Origin of the sequence: uncultured Maritalea sp., from assembly GCF_937139385.1 — a bacterium.
GTDB classification, from domain to species: Bacteria; Pseudomonadota; Alphaproteobacteria; order Rhizobiales; family Devosiaceae; genus Maritalea; species Maritalea porphyrae_A.
Window position 1 is genome coordinate 1 of the sequence record NZ_CAKZPW010000106.1, and the last position, 19802, is coordinate 19802.

A 19802-nucleotide genomic window follows, 5' to 3' on the forward strand; every position below is an offset into this window, starting at 1 on the left:
GCACACTTGTTGGCATATTGCTTGGATTATTTGGCGCAGCTATGTTGGCAAGGTCAGCCTTTGACTGGGAGCAACTGCTCAGCGGCTCGTTGATTTTTGGTTTGGTGTTCCTTGCCTGCGATCCCATATCCTCCGCCTCAACCAACTTAGGGCGATGGCTTTATGGCGCATTAATCGGCACACTTGTTGTGGTTTTGGGACAGACGGGGGCCGGGCCAGGGTCCGTCAACGCCGTGGTGTTTGCCGCGTTGCTTGGCAGCATATTTGCGCCGTTGATCGATCACACCGTGGTGACACTGAACGCACATAAAAGGAGAAAGCGACATGGTTGAACTTAATCCAATCATGTGGTGGCGACGCCTGCTTTCACTTCCGAATGAAAGCCGCACAAAAACCTTTGCCGTTGCTTTCCTTGTGGCCTTTTTTTCCGCCATTGCGGTTTCCGTTACAGCCGTGGCTCTTCGCCCGATTCAGCAAGCCAATCTGGAGCGGCAAAGAACCGCGCAGATGGAAGCGATGATCTCAGCCTTGCCCGGCATGGCCGATATTCTGCGTGAAGCAGGTGCTGACACAATGGAATCCTTTCTTGTGGATTTTGCGACCGCCAACACCGCAGCCAATGTAAACCCGGCAAGTTACAATTTTCGAGATGCCATGACGGACCCAGCGTCAAGCATAGCGCTTTCTCGCGACGTCGACACGGCTGGTATTGGTCGTCGCCCAAACTTGATGCCAGTATATATGCTGCGTTCAAAGGGCGAACTGGCACTTGTTGTGTTGCCTGTTTATGGCACAGGCTACCAGTCCACAATTCACGCCTATCTCGCCTTAAAAGGCGATCTAAATACCGTCGCAGCCCTACAGGTATACGAACAAGGCGAGACACCGGGCCTAGGTTCGCGCATCACCGATGCTACTTGGCAGGCGCTTTGGCCCGGCCGAAAAATTACCGATGATGACGGCGTTATAAGAATATCTGTCGTTCGGGGAAGCGCGACAACCGTGTTTGAAGTCGATGGCATCACCGGTGCAACGCGCTCAACCACTGGGGTCGCCAATCTCCTTCATTTTTGGCTCGGCGACCTCGGCTATGGGCCATTTCTGACCCGCCTTAAAATGAGAGATCTTGAGACATGAGTGGGGGGAACATGAAAACTTTTCTGACACAGTTGCTCGACAACAATCCGATTACATTGCAGATTTTGGGCATTTGCTCTGCGTTAGCCGTCACAACTTCACTGGGTACCGCACTGACCATGAGCGCCGCTTTGACCGTCGTTCTTATAATGTCGAACGGCACAATTAGCCTCATCCGCAATCACCTTCCCTCTTCAATACGACTGATCGTGCAGATCACAATCATCGCTTCGCTGGTTATCGTTGCAGATCAAATCCTATTGGCCTTTGCTTTCGAGATGAGCCAGCGATTGTCTATATTTGTTGGGCTGATCGTGACCAACTGCTTGGTGTTGGGCCGCGCTGAAGGCTTTGCCATGCGCAATCCAATATGGCCAAGTCTGTTGGACGGTTTAGCGAACGGGCTTGGCTACAGCGCGGTTCTGATTGTGGTTGGTACAATCCGCGAGCTTCTGGGAACCGGTATGTTGCTTGGCCGAACTATTTTGCCAACAGCTGAAACTGGAGGTTGGTTTGAACCTCTCGGACTAATGCTACTGGCCCCAAGCGCATTCTTTATAATTGGCTTGTTGATTTGGGCGATCCGCACCCTACGCCCAGCGCAAATTGAAGAACCTGAATTTCGCATCCGCACAACCGACGTCTCGAGGACATCATGATCGATCTGTTCCAGCGCGCGATTTTCGAAGAAAACCTTGCGCTTTCTTTCTTCCTGGGCATTTGCACGTTCCTTGCAGTTTCAAAGCGTGTTGATACAGCCGTAGGGCTCGGCCTTGCGCTCATAGTCGTGCAAACGATCACCATTCCGGTCAATCATTTGATCCTGGTGCTATTGCTCAATAAAGGCGCTTGGGCTTGGGCAGGCTTGCCAGATATGGACCTGACTTTCCTTAAGTTGATCAGCTTTATTGGCGTCATTGCAGCCATGGTTCAAATCCTTGAGATGGTACTTGATCGCTTTGTCCCAGTCCTGCACCGATCACTGGGGATATTTCTACCGTTGATCACAGTGAATTGCGCAATTTTGGGCGCCAGCCTGTTCATGGCAGAACGCCAATACAACCTAGAAGAAAGCATGGTCTACGGTTTGGGCAGTGGCATTGGGTGGGCACTCGCCATCGCAGCTTTCGCTGCTATCCGGGAAAGGCTTCGATACTCGGACATCCCAGCGGGTCTACAAGGGCTTGGCATTGCTTTTATCGCCACCGGATTCATGTCGATGGGCTTTTCAGCCTTTGTCGGGGTAAGGCTGCCATGAACGAAATCATTTTCGGCAGCCTCGTCTTCGTTGCGATCGTCTTAGCACTCACCCTGATCGTAGTGTTTGCGCGGTCAGTTTTGATGCCTTCTCACACAGTCCTGATCAGCATTGGGGACCAAGAACCACTTCTGGCGAAAGCGGGCACGCGTCTGTTAGAAGCACTTGTTGACAACGGCATCAAAGTCCCGGCCGCCTGTGGTGGTGCAGGCACCTGCGGTCAGTGCCGCGTCACTGTCGCTGCGGGCAGCAGCGCTGCGTTGCCATGCGAGCGAGCAAAACTGACACGCGAGGAAATCGCCAAAGGATTGCGACTGAGCTGCCAGCTCACTTTGCGCAACAATCTAAGTCTGAAGCTGCCAACAGAACTGCTTCACGCACAAAGCTGGGAATGCACTGTTGTTTCAAGCAAGACAGTGTCTCCGTTGATCCGGGAGATCATCCTTGAACTGCCAAAGGGTGAGGAAATCGCCTTTAGCCCAGGCGCATTTGTCCAAGTCACATCGCCTGCCTACGAACTATCTTTCGCGGACTTTGACATCGCACCCGAGCATCATAACGCTTGGCAAAATCTGGGTCTTGGAAAGCTTGGCGCACAAAGTGATATCCCCGTCTCGCGTGCCTATTCAATTGCCAACACCCCAGAGGATGGGAAGCGACATATTGTGCTGCTAATTCGCTTGGCGTTGCCGCCACCTAACATGAAAAGCGCATCCCCCGGCATTGTCTCCTCTTTTTTGTTTGGGCTAAAACTTGGAGACAAAGTCTCTGTTGCCGGACCGTTCGGTGATTTCAGGGCGAACGATAGTGATAAGGAAATGATCTTCATTGGTGGTGGAGTGGGCATGGCGCCCCTAAGAGCCATTATTACAGAACAGATTGAGCGATTGGGAACCACTCGTCGCATGAGTTTCTGGTATGGTGCGCGCAGTGGCGTAGACCTTTTTTACCAACGCGAGTTCAACCGCTTGCAAGCAAACCACGATAATTTCCATTGGACCGTTGCCCTTTCTGATCCTTCACCCGTTGAACAATGGGATGGTCCGACCGGTTTCATCCACGATGTGGTTTTCGATCGCTACCTCAAAGAACATCCAGCGCCAGAAGATTGCGAGTATTATCTTTGTGGCCCCCCTCTCATGATCAAAGCGGTGCTTACAATGTTGGACAACGTCGGCGTAGACCCAAGCAATATATTCAACGATGATTTTGGGAGTTAGCAAGATGAAACAGACAAGGCGGAGCTTTCTGTTGGGCGCTGGTGCTTTGCTCTTCACACCATACGCTGCGCGCGCAACCAGTAGCACCGCGGTTATAGAGGGACCCGCCTTTGGTGCGTCCTGGCGTCTGGTTTTGCCAGCAGGGATCGATACATTCAAATTGCAACATCAACTCCAGGCCATAATCACATCCGTTGATGCAACCATGTCTCCCTTTCGGCCTAATACTGAAATATCGGCCTTCAACAACTCACATCATTCAAACTGGACACCCTTGTCAAAAGGCCCCAGCCGCGTTCTAGGCGCCGCATTAGAAATAGCACGAGAAACCGACGGAATGTTTGACCCCACGATAGGCGCACTTGTGGGAAGGTTTGGCTTTGGCCCCATCACCAGACCTTCACAAGGCAACTACACAAACATCTACCTAGAAAATAATCGCTGTAAAAAGGACTATGCGGACATGTCCCTTGATTTGTGTGGCATTGCCAAAGGCTACGCGCTGGACGAGATGGTTGCAGTTCTTGATTTTGCCGGGGTTGAGAATTTTCTCATCGAACTGGGCGGAGAAACCTTTGCCCGGGGATCGCACCCAACCGGTCGCGCTTGGCACGTAGGGATTGAACGGCCGCACTCCCAGCCTGTTGCATTTCAACAGTTGGTGACGATTGATGGTCATGCATTGGCAACATCGGGCGACAGTGTGAACAGCTATGTTGTGGAGGGGCAACGTTATAGTCATATTGTAAATCCGCGCACAACAAAACCTGCCAACGATCGGCTGGCATCCGTAAGCGTATTGGCCACAACCGCCATGCGCGCAGATGCACTTGCCACAGCACTCTTTGCAATGGGCGCGGATGCCGGGCCACAATTTGCGGACAAAACAGGTATTTCCGCACTGTTTTTACTGCGAGACGGTATTGATTTCACCGAAATTACCACCGGCGTCTTTGCCAATCAATTTCTGACTTGAGGTGATGCTATGGAAATATTTGTACCGACTTTCCTTCTCATCCTTTTGTGCATGGGCGGCCTCGCTGTTGGGATATTGTTCCGGCGCCCGCCGCTTAAGGGCTCTTGTGGCAGCGCTGCGTGCCTAAAATCAGTACAATGTGCATTTTGCAAACAAAAGAGGGACCAAGGAGACCGATCATGAAAAAAGGGCGCCAAATTTCCGATTATATGACAACAGAACTAATGACGCTTTTGCCGGACACAGGGATCGTCCATGCGGTGAGCTTTTTACTCGAAAAGAACATTTCGGGCGCCCCCGTTGTGGACGCCAACGGTCAGCTGGTTGGTGTCTTATCGATGAAAGACTGCCTGAAAGCAGCACTCAACGCCAGCTATTACCAAGATTGGGGCGGCGCGGTTTCAGACTATATGAGTTACCCCGTCGAGACGCTAGAGGCGGACTTGGACATTGTGGAAACCGCTGAACACTTGCTCTCTAGCCATTTTAGACGGTTTCCTGTTCAACGTGATGGACACTTGGTAGGGCAAATTAGCCGAGCAGATGTTCTAAAGGCATTGGTCGATAACTGGAGTTACCAGTAAAGCGCATTACGGCAATAACCCCTCGCGCGCTCATGAATTGGAAACTGCGGACATGGCAGAGGCGAAGGCCGTGCCCCAAATACCACTGCGATTGCAACCAATTACAGTTTCGCCGCAGCAGCTTCGACAAGGGGAACAGCGTTGCTCGTTATGCAAAACCTACACCAATAGGCCAAGGCACAAATATCCAGCCATGCCATACATGGCCACCAGACTTACGCTCATGAAAAATCCTCTTAGATTGCTCCTGCCTTGCAAGCTGGCAAATGTATACCCAAGACGACCAACGCCAAAACCTAAAATCCAAACGTAGGCCGCAAGTTGCGATGGCGTGACCAAACAAAAGATTGTTGCAAGCACCGCAAAATAGACCGTATTTTCAGTCGCATTTCGATGTGAGTTGTGGCGTCGTTCAAGCTCTAGCCACCCCTCGTCAGAAACATCTTCTCTTTTTACACCAGCTTCTTTCCATTCCTCTCTGGAGGCATACATATGATGTTTCATGCGGGTGATTTCGGTGCTGTTCATCAACCAAGTGTGATTGATCACCAACAGAGTAGCTGTAATGATCAACGGTACCAAGACGGCTTTTAACGGAAGGGCGACAACAATGGGGGAAACGCCAAAAGCGAAGAGGTTGAGCAAGATGCCACCCAAAATCAAGGCTACGGGGTATCCCAAGATAATTATTGTAAATCTGCGAACTCGTTTTTCAGCTTCAGTCATGTGTATGCTCCATCTCTAAGCCAACATTTCCGGTTTTTCGACCGGTTTGTACATAGGAGTGTGCCCGCGCAATCTGCGAAAGTGGGAACACCTTATCTACGATTGGGTTAATTTTTCCGTCCAAAAACCAGTCGCACAAAATGTCGTAATCGGTTTGATTGGGTTTGGATGTGCCGAAATAGTGGCGCTTGTTGCTGTTCAACTTAGAAATCAAAGACCAAAGGAAGTCACGCGCCGAAAGGCTTAGAGACAAGTACCGCCCACCTTCCGCCAAAACCTGCCAACTTGCGCTTGCGGGCCTATTGCCCACAGCATCAAATATCACATCATATGTTCGATCGGACAACGTGTAGTCTTCGCTCGCGTAGTCGATGACTTCATCAGCACCGAGGGCGAGAACAAGTTCTTTTTTGCCCTTGCTGCACACCCCTGTCACATGTGCACCCAAGAGCCCTGCTATCTGAACGGCCATTGTGCCACATGCGCCACCGGCACCAATGACCAAAACGCGTTCCCCTCCCCTAAGATTTCCAATGTCTCTCAAAGTCTGCAACGCGGTCATGCCCCCAAACGAAAACAGGGCCGACTTGGTCATGTGATCTAGAGTTGGCAGCTTACGCATAATAGAGTTTTCACCAAGTGTACGGTACTGCGCATTGGAGCCAAAACTTGCACGCCCGCAAACAATATCACCCGGCTTAAACCGCGTTACACTTTTGCCAATGGAAACAACCTCTCCTGCAAATTCGTTGCCAAGAATTTCGTGTTTCATTTTAAAAAAGCCGAGCATTAAACGCATGGGCAGCCAAAATAGCCAAGGCACATCATTGCTGCGCAAAAGCACATCTGCGGTGGTAACTGAGCCACAGTGTACTTTCACCAGCACTTCCGTCGGTGTAGGCACGGGCATTGCACGTTCTTGGACAACCAACACTTGCGGCGGACCATACTTTGTGAAAATCGCAGCTTTCATGTGACCAGCCATCCTCCGGCCCTGTCGGAGAGTGGCCCCCACACATGCCAGGGCGACATGTGGAGGGTTTCAATTTTACTCATGCTGATTGCTGTCCTTGTCTTGCCGAAGGGAAACAAAGTGATGCCACCCGGGCACACTGAAAATAGATGGGTATTAGATCGAAGTGTCTGCGCCTTTACGCACCCCAAAAATCAGCAACCAAAGCGTAAAACTTGCTTCTCCAAACCACAGGTAATCAACAAGGGCGAAATGTATGTCCAACTGAAGAATGAAGACAAAGGCATCAACAACATATGCAAGACCTGACACGAGCAAAAGCACACCCAGAATTCTTGGGAAGAAACCACTTTTGTAGGTCAGTATGCCCAAGGGAAAGAGCCATAGGCCCCAAAAAATGCCGGCAACCATGGATGTATATTTCCAAAGGTCGAGCGAAACCTTAGTGAACAGGACCTGTTGTGCTAAAGGAAGAGCTTCTTGTGCCCCCATCTTACTAAACAAGATCGATGCACCTATGCCTACCGAAGCGACCAAAGATATCGTTGTCCCAATCAGTAGGAACGCAACCATAAAGCCAGACAGAATGCGGCCAGTACCCCGAAAAAGCTCATACAATGAAAGCACCAAGGCAATTGCGATTATGTTCATAACAAGCGTTGCCGCATTGCCGCTGCGGAACAAAAACTCAAATGCTCTAATGTTGTCCATCGTGGCGGATGGGTTGTCCGCAACAATCGTTACAGATGGCACATAGGCGAGCCCAAACATACCGACAGGGATAAGTAAAAAGTAGAAAAACCCGGCCCAGCGGGCGCTGTTGTTTAGTGTACCAAACATGTGGTGGTCCTTTTGTAGGCTGCACGAGAATTGATGGAACCGATTGAAAGACCCGTTCCGATCCTTGCAAAGATAGTCGCTTTAGGGAGTTCTGACTTCGCCCCAAGTGATGAGTTTAAACTCAGTCAAAAGACTGATTTTACGGGGTTGCTCCACTAACCTGTCCCCCTTTTGACGGAGGCCGTGCTTAACCCTAAGAATGATGACAACCATCAGCGCCACATGGTAGTGAGATACAATGGAAATCAATGCTCAAACCGTTTCAAAAAACCCGCGAAACGGCATAACAAACGCACAATTCGTCGGCTCAAAACAACCAAGTTCCGAAGATGAACGGTGGCTGCTGCTTTTGGATGCCATTCTGGCCGTGGCGGTGTTGATCGCAACCATTTTGATGGCCACCGGATATGACGATCAGCCCTTGATAGATTATTCGCCTTTAGACTTACCAATGACTGCGGTATTAATCTTCACATTTACTAGCGGTACGCTGATGTGGCGACGAAGGTTTCCAATTGCCGTCCTCCTTGCAGGTCTTACCGCTTCGGGCTTAGCCATATTTCTTGGGTATTTTGAAGGGCCACTGATTGCGGTATTGGTCGGTCTCTATGGTGTCGGCCGCCTTGTAGAGCGGTCGGATCATAGTTTTTTGGGGCTTTTTTTTACACTTGTATTTGTTGCAATATCCGCAATGAATGAACAGCATAGCAATGGTATTCTCTGGGTCTTTGTTCAGCTTCTGACTGTCGTTTTGGTCTGGTATGTTGGGCGTTTTGTGAACGTTCGCGCCGAAAACAGGGCTTTAGTTGCAGAACAGGAAAAGCAAGAACAACGACAACGTACAAACGAGGCGCAACAAGCAGTAGCAAATGAGCGAACACGAATAGCGCGAGACCTGCACGATATCGTAGCGCACCACGTCAGTTTGATGACGGTGCAGGCCGCCGCAGCAAGAACTGTTGCACAAAAGGACCTGCCACGTGCAATCGATGCTATGGAAGCGGTTGAACAGGTTGGCCGAGAAGCCCTAAACGAGTTGAGGCAGCTATTGGGCATTTTGCGGCTGGGAAATGAAAATGACGCACTTGATCCCCAACCTGGGCTTGATGATGTACCTCGACTGGTTGAACAAATGCGAGATACAGGGCTTCGCATAGACTTGCAAATTGAGGGCAACTCAGAAAAGCTAACCAAAGGAAGCAACTTAGCGGCCTATCGCATTATCCAAGAGGCCCTGACCAACGTTCTCAAACATGCAGGGCCAAAGGCAACATCAAAGGTCAGTGTGATCGTAAACGAAAGCAGCACCGAAATCACAGTTTGCGATGATGGTGTCGCGTCAGCGAATGTGTCCCGTGTTGGGCACGGTCTCATCGGTATGGCGGAAAGGGCGAGCCTATTGGGGGGCACCTTCAGCGCTGGCAAACGTTCTGTGGGCGGATATGAGGTGCGCACCTGCTTGCCACATCCCCAACTCGCCTCATGACTATTCGTATTATCGTAGCAGACGATCAGGCATTGGTGCGCAGCGGTTTTGCCATGATCCTTGGCAATGAAAATGATATTGATATCGTTGCAGAAGCGGGAACGGGAAACCAAGCTATTGCCCTAACGAAAATCCATAAGCCAGACATTGTGCTTATGGATATTCGTATGCCAGAAATGGACGGCCTGTGGGCCACCGAAAAGATAGTGCAAGACCCAGAATTGGCCGCTCGTGTGTTGGTGCTGACAACTTTTGACCCAGACGAATACATCTATAGGGCACTGCAAGCAGGTGCCAGCGGCTTCTTGCTCAAAGACACGCCACCGGTTGAACTAATAAGTGCAGTTCGAACGATTGCTGGGGGTGGTGCCTTGCTTGCCCCATCCATTACCAAACGCCTTATCGGTAGTTTCGCAAAGCGAGGATTTATTGACGAGCAGATAGCAAAGCGCCTTGAAAGACTTACCAACCGAGAAAGAGCAGTATTGACGGCCGTTGCGCAAGGGCTCAGCAATCAAGAAGTCGCAAGTGAACTATTCGTTGAAGTCGCTACTGTAAAAACACACATTTCAAGCATCCTGAGCAAACTTGGTTTGCGCGATCGCACCCAAGCAGTCATTTTTGCTTATGAAAGCGGACTAGTTGAAACAGGAACGACGAGCCATGGCTACTAGGGTTTAAGAGACCTTTCCAGTTTGGGCGTCATTGGTTCAAAACCGGCAAGCAAGAGCTTTTCACTGGCACGACCACCTACAACAGTAGACTTAGCGCAACGAATTTCCCACAATTGGATCGTTGAAACCCAGGGGCAAACTGGAGCTTTTGCATTGGTTTGAAAAACCTGAAGTCTTCACATATGTCACTGAGCTCACATTATTTGCTTCAAGGCAAATGACAGATTGCACAGGCTCTCCAACGCAGAAACGTCCAAATTCAGACGATCGTTTGATCGCGCTTGCTGGAACGCTTGTGGCACAAGCCAAGGCTTGTGCCAAATCGAGATGGGCGAACTTCATTAGATTTTGAACGCTGCTGGCCAAGTCAATATCGGCACCAGAAAGTGTACCATCTGCCAATTCTAAGCGCCCATTTCGACGCTCGACGATGCGGCCACCAAATTCGAACTGTGTCGCACTTGAGCCTGTCAACGCCATCGCGTCGGACACCAGAAAAAGGCCCTGTGTTGGCGCTTTGGCGTGATAAGCAATGTCGATATTGGCTGGATGAACATGATGCCCGTCAGCAATTATTCCGGCCGATAACTGACTATTGGACAGCACCGCGCCAACCAAACCAGGCGAACGCCCGCATGTTTGGCTCATGGCGTTAAACAAATGCGTCGCGCAGGTTGCTCCCGCCGCTACAGCCGCCATGCAGGCTTCATAATCGCCATTTGTATGCCCCAATGAAACAATAGCACCGGCTTCGCTCAGTTTCCGGATTTGCTCGGACGAAACGGATTCAATTGCAACAGTAATCATCAGGCTGGGCAAATGCTTGGCGGCGTTGCAAAGCGTTTCTAAATCACGCGCTTCCATTGACCGAATTAACGATGCGTCATGAGCACCCTTTTTCGACTTGGCAAGGTGTGGGCCCTCTAAATGCAACCCAACGATACCTGGCACTTTACTTTTGATCGCCTTTGAAACAGCGTCAATTGCCCGATCAACTTTGTCCGGTGTATCCGTTGTCAATGTTGGTAACAACGCAGTCGTGCCAGTGCGCAGATGGGCGTTGGACATCCGCTCAATAGTTTCAAGTGATGGATCATTGCTGAGCAAAACACCACCGCCTCCATTGACCTGCAGATCAACGAAGCCGGGCGACACAATTTGTCCTGTAAAATCTTTGATATTGCAGTCCGGGGAAACAAGCTCGTTTTCAACAAAGCCTTCAACAATCCCATCTGAGAGAACTAGACTTTTCCCCCAATGAAGCTTCGTGCCATCAAAAACCCCTTCACCGCGGTAAGCGACATTGGTACTCATTCTGACACTCCATTGCATCGTATTGTATGTCTTTTTTCAGTCCTCTTGGAAGACTGGCTAAGCGCAATCACACCAATCAAAGCGCTATCATGTGAAAAGTCGGCCGCCGCAATTTTGGGGCGAAATAGCGCAGGCTCACACTTCAGATGCCGTTCCACTGATGCGATATATCCCGGTGCCATGCCAATTGATCCACCCAATGCAACCATATCCAGGCCAAATATTGCCGTTAAATCTGAGCACAAAGCTGCAATCGCTTGTGCAGACGTTTCAATAATTGTTTGCGCCCACTCGTTTCCACCTGCCGCCGCATCAAAAACCTCACGGGCGGTAGCAACCCCATGCCCTTGCTCCTGTGCAATGGCTGAAATTGCCCTTCCCCCTGCAACGCTTTCCACTGTGGAACGCCGACCACTGCCGCAAATTGCGGTTGAAAACCGGCTGGAGACAAACCCAACATGACCGGCCAAACCGTTGGCACTGGTAAGGGGTTTTCCCTCAATCACAATGCCGCCGCCAACACCCGTTGAAACTGTGATGTAGGCAAAGTGCGACACGCCAACACCGCTGCCAAAGCTTGCCTCAGCGAATGCCGCCGCATTGGCGTCATTGCACACATAAACGTCTGTGTTGAGTTGATGAGTAAGCAGGGCTTTAATTGGTATGTCCGCAATACTCGTCAAGGTTCCAGTATTAACCGCCGACCAAGTGCCGTCGTCGGAAACGCGCCCCGCCACAGCAACACTGACCGGATACGAATGATTCCAACCAATTTTACGCAACAAAGCCTCTATCGCCTCAACCTGCTTATCAGCTGGTGCTTCTGCTTCGGTAACGTTCTGAATGCGTTCAACAACTCTTCCATGTTCCACGCGAGCTGCAGCTAGCTTCGTCCCGCCAAGGTCAACAGCGAACCCATTTATCCCGTCCATATCGGTCACAGCCGTCATTTGCGTGACGCCGCCTCAACAAACCAATGTGTGGCCACTTCCAGACGCGTCAATGCACTGCCAACAGTCACGGCATTTGCGCCGCAATTAATTGCTGCCGCCACGAGCTCCGGCGTGCGGTAGCGCCCCTCAGCCATAACAAAGGCATTAAGCTTGGCAAATTCGCGCACCAACTCCAAATCCGGCGCGTCCGTTGATTGGGCTGGTGTACCGATGTAGCCGGAAAGTGTCGTGCCGATTATTGCAGCCCCATCTTGGATGGCCTGTTTAGCGTCCTCCACACTGGCGCTGTCCGCCATTGCAAGAATATCATTATCTAGAATGGCTCGCACAATGTCTTCGCGACGGTCTGTTCTCAACCGGTCGGTGGCGTCATAGGCAATAACATCTGCGCCACAAGCAGCCAGCACGTTGACATCTTCTACCGACGGCGTGATCCGCACATCGGAAACACGCAAATCACGCTTTGTAATTGCAATAAGCGGAACATCGACCAAAGGGCGCACTGCTCTAACATTTTCAATGCCCTCAACACGCACCGCAACAGCACCACCGGCCACAGCAGCGCAAGCCATGGCGCCAACGATACTTGGTTGATCCATAGGACCATTGGAAACGGGCTGGCAGGAAACCACCACCCCACCATTTAGACTATCCAAAAGGCTCATGATTTATCCCATCAAACTTGGTAGGCCAGTTGCCAGTATTGGGAACATGCAAACAAGTACCAAAACCACGATTGGCGGAAGCAGCCACGGCAAGATGGCTTTTGCCAGTTTCTGATATTCAATGCCCCCAACCTGCGCCACAACGAACAGGGCCATACCCATCGGTGGTGTCAGAATTGAAATCATCAAATTCAACACAATGATGATCCCAAAGTGCACAGGATCAATTCCAAAACCAAGTGCAATTGGCACCAAGATCGGAACAATGATCAGCAATATCGCTAGGGACTCCACAAAACATCCCAAAGCAAAAATCATCAGATTAACCGCAATCAAAAATGAGATCGGATCATTCGCAATTGTAAGGAACATTTGCGCGATTTGCTGGGGTGCTTGCTCTCGGGCCAAAACGTATCCAAGCAAACTCACCCCAGCAATAATGGTGGCGATAGAAGCAGACGTTGTCACCGTTTCGTACAACGCGTCCCACAGACGGCGAAACGTCAGCTCGCGGTAAAAAATCAAATCTATGGCAATCGCATAAACGACGGTGATCGCAGCAGCTTCGGTCGGCGAAAACAGCCCGCTGAAAATGCCGCCAACAATGACAACTGGTGTCAATAGCGCCGGGAATGAGCGTATAAACAGACCACCAATTTCTCGTTTTGTGCTTTTCGGATCAACCGGATAGTTCCGGCGTTTCGCAACAAAATAGACCATGGCCATCAGCGCCAATGCACATAAAACGCCTGGTACAATGCCACCGAGAAAGAGTTTGCCGATAGACGTATTTGAGGCAACACCATAAAGGACCATTGTAATCGAGGGGGGAACCAACGGACCGATCATGGAAGATGCCGCGGTCACCGAGCCTGAAAACTCGTCGTCATATCCAGCCTCGCGCATCACTTCAATTTCCATTTTGCCCAATCCACCCGCGTCTGCGAGCGCCGATCCGGACATGCCAGAAAAGAAGAGTGAAGCAAGCACATTCACATGGCCAAGCCCGCCTGTTATATGCCCCACAAGTGCGCGCGCAAACCCAAACAAATGATGGGTAATTCTTGATGAATTCAAAATGGCAGCAGCAAGAATAAAAAACGGGACGGCCAACATGGGAAAGCTGTTTAGCCCATCAACCATGCGCTGAACGGCAAAGGCTAACCCCATGCCAGTGAAATAGAAATACCCCATCGATACGAAGATCATCGCTATGCCAATAGGCACACCGAACAGCACGAGAAAGAGCCAAACAAGTCCAATTGTTCCAAGGATCATTTTGCTATGCCTCAGCCAGGAGTTCATTTTTGCGCTTGTTCAAGCGCTGCAAAACACGAAATATTATGAAGAATGAAGCCACAAAAGCGGATGCGTAAAGCGCAGCGTCGCTCGTTGGCAGGGTCACAGATTCATTGCGCAAGGTGCGCAGAACTGTTTTGTAACCGATCCAACTCAGATTGCACAAAACAGCCAAATAGACTAAATCAATCAGTGTGAACAAGGCGATACGAACGCGCTTTGCGAAGAGCTCGGTAATGAATCCCATGTTCAGCTGAGCATCGTTTCGCTCTACTTCTGCAATGGCTAAAAATGCCATCCAAACCCAGAGCCAACGGGCCAATTCCTCTGTCCACACGGGTCCCGCAACAATATTGGTACGGCCCAAGATCTGCAGCAGAACAACAAGCAACAGCATGATAAATATGACTGATGCGATGATGCCTTCAAAGCTGTATCTGGAGTTCGATTTCACTGTGATTACCTTTTAAGTGAGCTGGGGGTCTCCCCCCAGCCCGAGGGAGTTACTCGCCAATTACTTCAGCGATTGCGCCTTCGCCGAACTCGGCTTCAAGCGTATCGTAGTATGGCTTCATTGCAGCGCGGAATGGTGTTAGATCAGGATATGTAATTTCCAGACCACGCTCTTTGAATGTGTCGATTAGGTCGTTTTCAGCGTCAATTGTCAGACCGTTGGATTTGTCACCACCCGCATTTACAGCAGCAGCAACCCAAGCCTGTTCTTGCGCATTCAATCCGTCCCAAGTTGACTTTGAAATCTGAATTGCAGCCGATGCGATGAAGTGATTTGTCATAGCAATGTGGCTTTGCACTTCGTAAAACTTCATAGCGTCAATCGTTGGGAGCGGGTTTTCTTCCGCATCAACTTGATTGGTTTGCAGCGCAAGATACACTTCCTGGAAGGCAACAGGTGCAGGCGTTGCGCCAGTGTTTTCAGCAAAAGCAATCAAGAACGGCACGTTTGGTGTACGCAAACGCAAACCCTTCATGTCGTCCATTGAGTTAATCGCGCGGTTAGAAGTTGTTTGGCGCGTTCCATAATACCAAACGTCAAGAAGCTTCACGCCTTGGTCTTGGAACTTTGCGTCCATCTTTTGACCCCATGGGCCGGCAACGATCTTCTTCAGGTGATCGTAGCTTTCAACAACATATGGCGCACCAATTAGTTTAAGCTCAGGGATCGTGTAGCTCATATCTGGATAGCCAGTCATGACCATATCAAGCTCACCGGCTTGCACTTGGGCAACCATGGCTTTAAAATCACCCAATGTAGCTGAAGGGAAGAGTTTAACCTTCATTTCGCCGCCAGATAGCGCTTCCAGCTTTGCCTTAAATTCCAACGCGCCTTGATAGACGTTTGACACTTCATTGTCTTGCATACCAAAAGATAGTTCGGTGGCGTGCACACTTGTCGTTGCTAACAATATGGCAGCCAAGCTACCTAGGATTGTTTTATTGTTTTTCATCGTTTCCTCCGTTTGATGATGAATGGCAAAGACAAGCTCCGCCAGTCGATCAAGGCTTTTGTTCTTGCCCTGAAAGTTGAGTTTGATTTGAAAGGTCAGCGTGTTTGGGGACCCGCAATCTCGCCCGATACGAACGCGCCAAATGTTTTTCAGTTACATTTGTTGCGGTAACCACATCGCCATTCAGAATCGCCTGATAAATCTCGCGATGCTCTTCGTATGCGATTGTGTCATGCTTCTCAGGCTCTGACATGGCTGGACGATGCTCGAGCAACGCACTAACAAACATGTCGTGCAGTTGCAAAATCACCGGGTTGCCCACAACCGACACAATTGCCCTGTGAAAAGCGATGTCAGTTGCCGGGAAATCAACAGTTCCGATTGAGGTAAAGTTCTTTTCCAGAGCAGTCTGTAACTTTGTGATCTGTACATTGTCAGCTCGATTTGCAGCTTCTCTGGCAGCCCCAGCCTCAATAAATTGACGCATTTGCTCCAGATGTGCAGCGCTCTCAGCATCCCCCAAGATCTCGCGTAGATGCGAGCCTGTGGTCATTAAGATGGCTTGAATCGATGGCTTGGCGGCACGCGGACGTTTACCGCCCCCTGTTTCGACATAACCGCGCATTTGCATTTGAGACAGTGCCTCACGCACAGTCGGCCTTGAAGCAGAGAACTGTTCACACAGCTCCCGCTCAGTGGGCAATGCGTCATTTAATGTAATAGAACCATTGCGAATTTGGCCGATCAATGCATCCGCAATCGCATCAGCTGCGCGTTTGGGTTCTTGCATTTGATTTACTGTCGCCAATTTTCAGTCCTCCTCTTGATAAACAAAGACACCCCATTGATAGGGCAAGAGCGCCTGTCGCTCAAGTCACTGGTTTACCAAGTTGTCATTTTGGTATTACTAAAATTTCGTATTGTCAAACAAAAATAATAGATATAACAATTTTAGACATACAAGAATGTCATCCAGGTGAGATTCTTCCACGAAGAGACGTAAGGAATGACAATGAATCGGCTAAAAGGCATGCACGCAGCGCTACTTACCGGGCTTTCAGACGATGGTGAGTTTTCACCGGAGCGCCAACGCAGCATCAATGCGTATGTTTTACGACAAGGCCTAGACGGCCTTTATGTCGGAGGCAGCAGTGGTGAGTCTGGACTACTCACTGCGGGCGAATTGTTAGACCAACAGGCAATTGTCGCTGAAGACGCACGATCACAAGACTGCCAACTCATCGCGCATGTGGGCGCGCCAAATTTGCGCGATTCAATCCAACTTGCCCGTTCGGCGGCGAAACTTGGATACAACGCACTAAGTGCCTTGCCGCCACACGCATACCCGTTCTCAGATCAAGAAATCATCGCCTATTACAAAGAACTTAGCGCTGCGACAGACCTCCCCATGATTGTCTATGAAGTGCCGATCCGCACGGGCCGTCCTTTGAGCAACGACGTCTTGGCACAGCTTCTGGACATCAAAAATGTTGCGGGAATAAAATTCACCTCAAATGACATGTTCAAAATGGCGAGATTGCGCAAAGCGCACCCCCAAAAGCTTGTCTTTTTTGGATTTGACGAGGTTTACCTAGCGGCGGCTGCCCTTGGCGTTGATGGCGGCATCGGCACAACCTACAATATTTTAGGCAAACTATATGCCGCACTTCATTCAGCAATTGCCAATCACGACCTCGTTCAAGCGCGCGAACTTCAAGAGCTATCTCAAGAGTTTGTCGCGACCATTCTTTTAACGGGCGTCCTGCCCGGCGTAAAGATTGCCCTTCAAGAAATTGGCGTCGACTGTGGCCCAACACGAGCACCTTTTATGGTGCAGTCAGCAAAAGGTGAGAGTGCCGTCAGAAGCCTTATTCAATCACCTGAATACCAACATTGGTTGGCGAAATGACAATCACAAAAAAGCGAGTTCACATTGCATTCACAGGAGGAAAAGATGCATCTGAAAACTAAACTTATGGGCGCCGTATTCGGGGCAACAATGCTGCTTGGCGGCGTATCACCGACCCTGGCCGACACTTGGCCAGACTTGCCCGTTGGATTGAAAAACGGCATCGCGGTGAAGATCGGCAATCAGATATTTGCAGGACTAGGTACGGCGGGCAACGCGCTATATGCCCTAGACTTGGACAACCCGAGCGCAGGCTGGCAAAACAAGGCAGGATTTACAGGTTCTGCCCCCGCTCAACCAGCGTTCGGCATTTCTGATGGAAAGCTATTTGTGTTTAGCGGGTCTGGCAAACAGACAGAAGCTGACGTAGCCCCCATCATCTTTGAAGATGTGCATGCCTACAACCCATCCTCCGACACCTGGCAGAAAATTGAAACCAAAACGCCAACTGGCTTCTTGGGCGCGTCGGGGCTTTCGCTGTCAGACGGCCGTATCGCAATTGTTGGGGGCTATAATAAGGAACTGTTCGACAAGTACCTGCTGGAAGTTCTTACAACCGATAAAGCAGCGGAACCTGAGAAATGGAACAAGATCGTTGGCGATTACATGGGCATGGAGCCAGCTGACTATCTTTGGAACAAACAGGTTTGGGCCTTCGATCCAGCGAAAGCAACTTGGGCAGATCTTGGGGAAAACCCTTATAATCCTAACACTGGCAGTGGCATCGCAGCACTCGGCTCTGACAACTTCATGGTCATCAATGGCGAAATCAAACCAGGCCTTAGAACCGACCAAGTCAAGTCAATTGCCATTAATAGCAACGACGTAAGCTGGACTTTGAATCCCGCGCTGCCTGCGCAAGATGGATCACAAGTCCAAGAGGGTTTGGCTGCACCATATGTTGGCATGGCAACGAACGGCGCCGTTCTGGTTGCAGGCGGAGCCAATTTCCCGGGAGCACGCGCGAAGGCCGATCGCGGCGAATGGTTTGCACATGAGGGGCTGAGCAAAACGCGCGCTGATGGCGTCTTTGCGTTCCAGAATGACACTTGGACACAAGTTGGCGTTTTGGACGAAGGGTTAGCCTACGGCGCATCCATTACACTTGATGGTGGCGTATTGTTCATCGGCGGCGAAGACAATCAAGGCAATGCGCGCAGTGACGTGTTTTTGCTAGATTGGGATGGAGACCAGCTCCGCAAAACGAACTAAACACAAATGGGGCGGATGAAACCGCCCCATTTTTTTTTGGAAGAAGCCATTTCCAGCCCGCAACAACATCAGTGCGGTGATGAACTCAACGCTCCAATAGCTGCAAGACCTCAAAACGCTTAAAATCACTGATCATCATGTGCGCGTATTCACTGCCAAGGGTTCCGAAACCGCCAGTGTGAAATGCAAATTCAACGTGCGCCTCTTTTGCCGCAATTGCATCGACATGACTATCACCAACAAAAAGCGCATGGTGCGCTTCAACACCAATTTCATTTAGGCAATACAAAATGGGGCCGGGGTCGGGTTTTGGTCTCGGCGTGGTCTCAAACCCAGCAATTACATTGAAGAACTGCAAAACACCAACCGCTTCCAAAATCGATTGCGCACGAACTACAGGACGGTTCGTGCATAGCCCAATCTTGACCCCATTCAACTGCAACGCCTCAAGTAAAGAAGAAATCCCAGGGTACAACTTGGTAAACCGGCCTTTCGCCCCATCGTAAGCTTTTTCAAAGGTCGTGGTGGCCGTTGCCAACTGATTTGCTGTTAATGATGCACCTGCCCGCACAAGACAGCGGGCGATGAAGAGTTCCTGACCGTTACCGATAAACCCTTTGAGTTCGTCGCGGGAAATCTCTTCAAGCCCCAAGCTGTCGAGCATAACCGTGGCGGCGTGGTGGAAGTCGCCAAGACTATCCACCAACGTTCCATCCAGATCAAAGACCACCGCTTCAAGTTTAGGCGGCATCAGCGGCTCGCATCTCTGGCAAGAACACCGCGCTCCGCGAGTTGATAACAAGCCCAACTGTTGCCCCAACTTCAAGAATTGGCTGATCTACCGCATGGCTTTGATCTACCACAATTTGAGTATTGGCAACGTCAACCAAATAACGCACCTGCGCACCCAAAAACTCCCGGTGGGAAATCTGCCCCCGTAAGCCAGATAGTTCTACTTGCTCGGAAAGCGTAATGTTTTGTGGTCGCAAAATAAGACTGCCCGCACCAATTGCCGAGTTGTCAATTGCTAGTTGTTCGCCGGTAGGCAGCAAAAGCCTTGTCACACCATTTGAATTCACCAGTTTTCCCGTCAAAATATTGGCCGTCCCC

Annotated in this window: 23 protein-coding genes; 11 read left to right on the plus strand and 12 right to left on the minus strand. The window is 50.3% G+C overall.

What is annotated here, in order from left to right:
• The 7 genes from Q0231_RS04255 to Q0231_RS04285 form a co-directional block, all read left to right on the plus strand.
• The coding region (locus Q0231_RS04255; RefSeq protein WP_299345521.1) for an RnfABCDGE type electron transport complex subunit D at positions 1–332 on the plus strand (332 nt) is incomplete at its 5' end.
• Positions 325–1137, plus strand: coding sequence for an NADH:ubiquinone reductase (Na(+)-transporting) subunit C (nqrC, locus tag Q0231_RS04260; RefSeq protein WP_299345524.1), 813 nt, complete (start codon positions 325–327; stop codon positions 1135–1137). The genes Q0231_RS04255 and nqrC, both read left to right, overlap by 8 nt.
• Before the next feature lie 11 nt (positions 1138–1148).
• Positions 1149–1796, plus strand: coding sequence for an NADH:ubiquinone reductase (Na(+)-transporting) subunit D (locus Q0231_RS04265; protein ID WP_299345527.1), 648 nt, complete (start codon positions 1149–1151; stop codon positions 1794–1796).
• Positions 1793–2395 (plus strand): NADH:ubiquinone reductase (Na(+)-transporting) subunit E, encoded by a 603-nt coding sequence (gene nqrE / locus Q0231_RS04270; RefSeq protein ID WP_269394588.1) that lies wholly within the window; start codon positions 1793–1795, stop codon positions 2393–2395. The genes Q0231_RS04265 and nqrE overlap by 4 nt, the downstream gene beginning before the upstream one ends.
• Positions 2392–3615, plus strand: coding sequence for an NADH:ubiquinone reductase (Na(+)-transporting) subunit F (nqrF, locus tag Q0231_RS04275; protein ID WP_299345532.1), 1224 nt, complete (start codon positions 2392–2394; stop codon positions 3613–3615). The genes nqrE and nqrF overlap by 4 nt, the downstream gene beginning before the upstream one ends.
• 4 nt (positions 3616–3619) lie before the next feature.
• Complete coding sequence (locus tag Q0231_RS04280) at positions 3620–4591, plus strand: FAD:protein FMN transferase (RefSeq protein ID WP_299345535.1); 972 nt, start codon at positions 3620–3622, stop codon at positions 4589–4591.
• A gap of 179 nt (positions 4592–4770) precedes the next feature.
• Complete coding sequence (locus tag Q0231_RS04285; RefSeq protein WP_299345538.1) at positions 4771–5175, plus strand: CBS domain-containing protein; 405 nt, start codon at positions 4771–4773, stop codon at positions 5173–5175.
• Positions 5176–5334: 159 nt separating this feature from the next.
• Here Q0231_RS04285 and Q0231_RS04290 read toward each other — a convergent pair whose 3' ends face one another.
• The 3 genes from Q0231_RS04290 to Q0231_RS04300 all read right to left on the minus strand — a co-directional run bounded on the left by Q0231_RS04290 (position 5335) and on the right by Q0231_RS04300 (position 7714).
• Positions 5335–5901 (minus strand): MAPEG family protein, encoded by a 567-nt coding sequence (locus tag Q0231_RS04290; RefSeq protein ID WP_269394584.1) that lies wholly within the window; start codon positions 5899–5901, stop codon positions 5335–5337.
• Complete coding sequence (locus Q0231_RS04295) at positions 5894–6874, minus strand: NAD(P)-dependent alcohol dehydrogenase (protein WP_299345543.1); 981 nt, start codon at positions 6872–6874, stop codon at positions 5894–5896. The genes Q0231_RS04290 and Q0231_RS04295 overlap by 8 nt, the downstream gene beginning before the upstream one ends.
• Positions 6875–7030: 156 nt before the next feature.
• A complete protein-coding gene (locus Q0231_RS04300) occupies positions 7031–7714 on the minus strand; it encodes a DUF4386 domain-containing protein (protein ID WP_299345546.1) in 684 nt (227 codons plus the stop codon).
• 238 nt (positions 7715–7952) lie between these two features.
• Here Q0231_RS04300 and Q0231_RS04305 point away from each other — a divergent pair, with 238 nt between their 5' ends.
• Positions 7953–9200: a sensor histidine kinase gene (locus tag Q0231_RS04305; protein ID WP_299345549.1), complete on the plus strand. Its 1248-nt coding sequence runs from the start codon at positions 7953–7955 to the stop codon at positions 9198–9200.
• A complete protein-coding gene (locus tag Q0231_RS04310; RefSeq protein WP_299345552.1) occupies positions 9197–9874 on the plus strand; it encodes a response regulator transcription factor in 678 nt (225 codons plus the stop codon). The genes Q0231_RS04305 and Q0231_RS04310 overlap by 4 nt, the downstream gene beginning before the upstream one ends.
• A gap of 90 nt (positions 9875–9964) precedes the next feature.
• Here Q0231_RS04310 and nagA read toward each other — a convergent pair whose 3' ends face one another.
• The 7 genes from nagA to Q0231_RS04345 are packed head-to-tail and all read right to left on the minus strand — an operon-like array spanning position 9965 to position 16379.
• A complete protein-coding gene (gene nagA / locus Q0231_RS04315) occupies positions 9965–11188 on the minus strand; it encodes an N-acetylglucosamine-6-phosphate deacetylase (protein ID WP_269394579.1) in 1224 nt (407 codons plus the stop codon).
• Positions 11185–12138, minus strand: coding sequence for an ROK family protein (locus Q0231_RS04320; protein WP_269394578.1), 954 nt, complete (start codon positions 12136–12138; stop codon positions 11185–11187). Before Q0231_RS04320 ends, nagA begins: the two co-directional genes overlap by 4 nt.
• A complete protein-coding gene (locus tag Q0231_RS04325) occupies positions 12135–12806 on the minus strand; it encodes a putative N-acetylmannosamine-6-phosphate 2-epimerase (protein WP_269394577.1) in 672 nt (223 codons plus the stop codon). Before Q0231_RS04325 ends, Q0231_RS04320 begins: the two co-directional genes overlap by 4 nt.
• 3 nt (positions 12807–12809) lie before the next feature.
• The gene (locus tag Q0231_RS04330) at positions 12810–14084 is read right to left on the minus strand and encodes a TRAP transporter large permease (protein ID WP_269394576.1); all 1275 of its coding nucleotides are present in this window, start codon (positions 14082–14084) and stop codon (positions 12810–12812) included.
• A gap of 4 nt (positions 14085–14088) precedes the next feature.
• Positions 14089–14559 carry a TRAP transporter small permease gene (locus Q0231_RS04335; protein ID WP_269394575.1) on the minus strand — a complete coding sequence of 157 codons (471 nt, stop codon included), beginning with the start codon at positions 14557–14559 and terminating at the stop codon, positions 14089–14091.
• 49 nt (positions 14560–14608) lie between these two features.
• Positions 14609–15571, minus strand: coding sequence for a sialic acid TRAP transporter substrate-binding protein SiaP (locus tag Q0231_RS04340; protein WP_299345560.1), 963 nt, complete (start codon positions 15569–15571; stop codon positions 14609–14611).
• Between the two features lie 49 nt (positions 15572–15620).
• On the minus strand, positions 15621–16379 hold the full coding sequence (locus tag Q0231_RS04345; protein WP_299345563.1) for an FCD domain-containing protein: 759 nt from the start codon (positions 16377–16379) through the stop codon (positions 15621–15623).
• A gap of 204 nt (positions 16380–16583) precedes the next feature.
• On the opposite strand from Q0231_RS04345, the gene Q0231_RS04350 reads away from it, so the two are divergent.
• Positions 16584–17480 (plus strand): dihydrodipicolinate synthase family protein, encoded by an 897-nt coding sequence (locus Q0231_RS04350; RefSeq protein ID WP_299345566.1) that lies wholly within the window; start codon positions 16584–16586, stop codon positions 17478–17480.
• Positions 17481–17525: 45 nt separating this feature from the next.
• Positions 17526–18692 (plus strand): YjhT family mutarotase, encoded by a 1167-nt coding sequence (locus Q0231_RS04355; RefSeq protein ID WP_299345569.1) that lies wholly within the window; start codon positions 17526–17528, stop codon positions 18690–18692.
• 85 nt (positions 18693–18777) lie between these two features.
• On the opposite strand, the gene Q0231_RS04360 is transcribed toward Q0231_RS04355, so the two are convergent.
• The gene (locus tag Q0231_RS04360) at positions 18778–19443 is read right to left on the minus strand and encodes an HAD family hydrolase (protein WP_299345571.1); all 666 of its coding nucleotides are present in this window, start codon (positions 19441–19443) and stop codon (positions 18778–18780) included.
• On the minus strand, positions 19433–19802 hold a 370-nt coding region (locus Q0231_RS04365), incomplete at its 5' end, for a TOBE domain-containing protein (protein ID WP_299345574.1). The genes Q0231_RS04360 and Q0231_RS04365, both read right to left, overlap by 11 nt.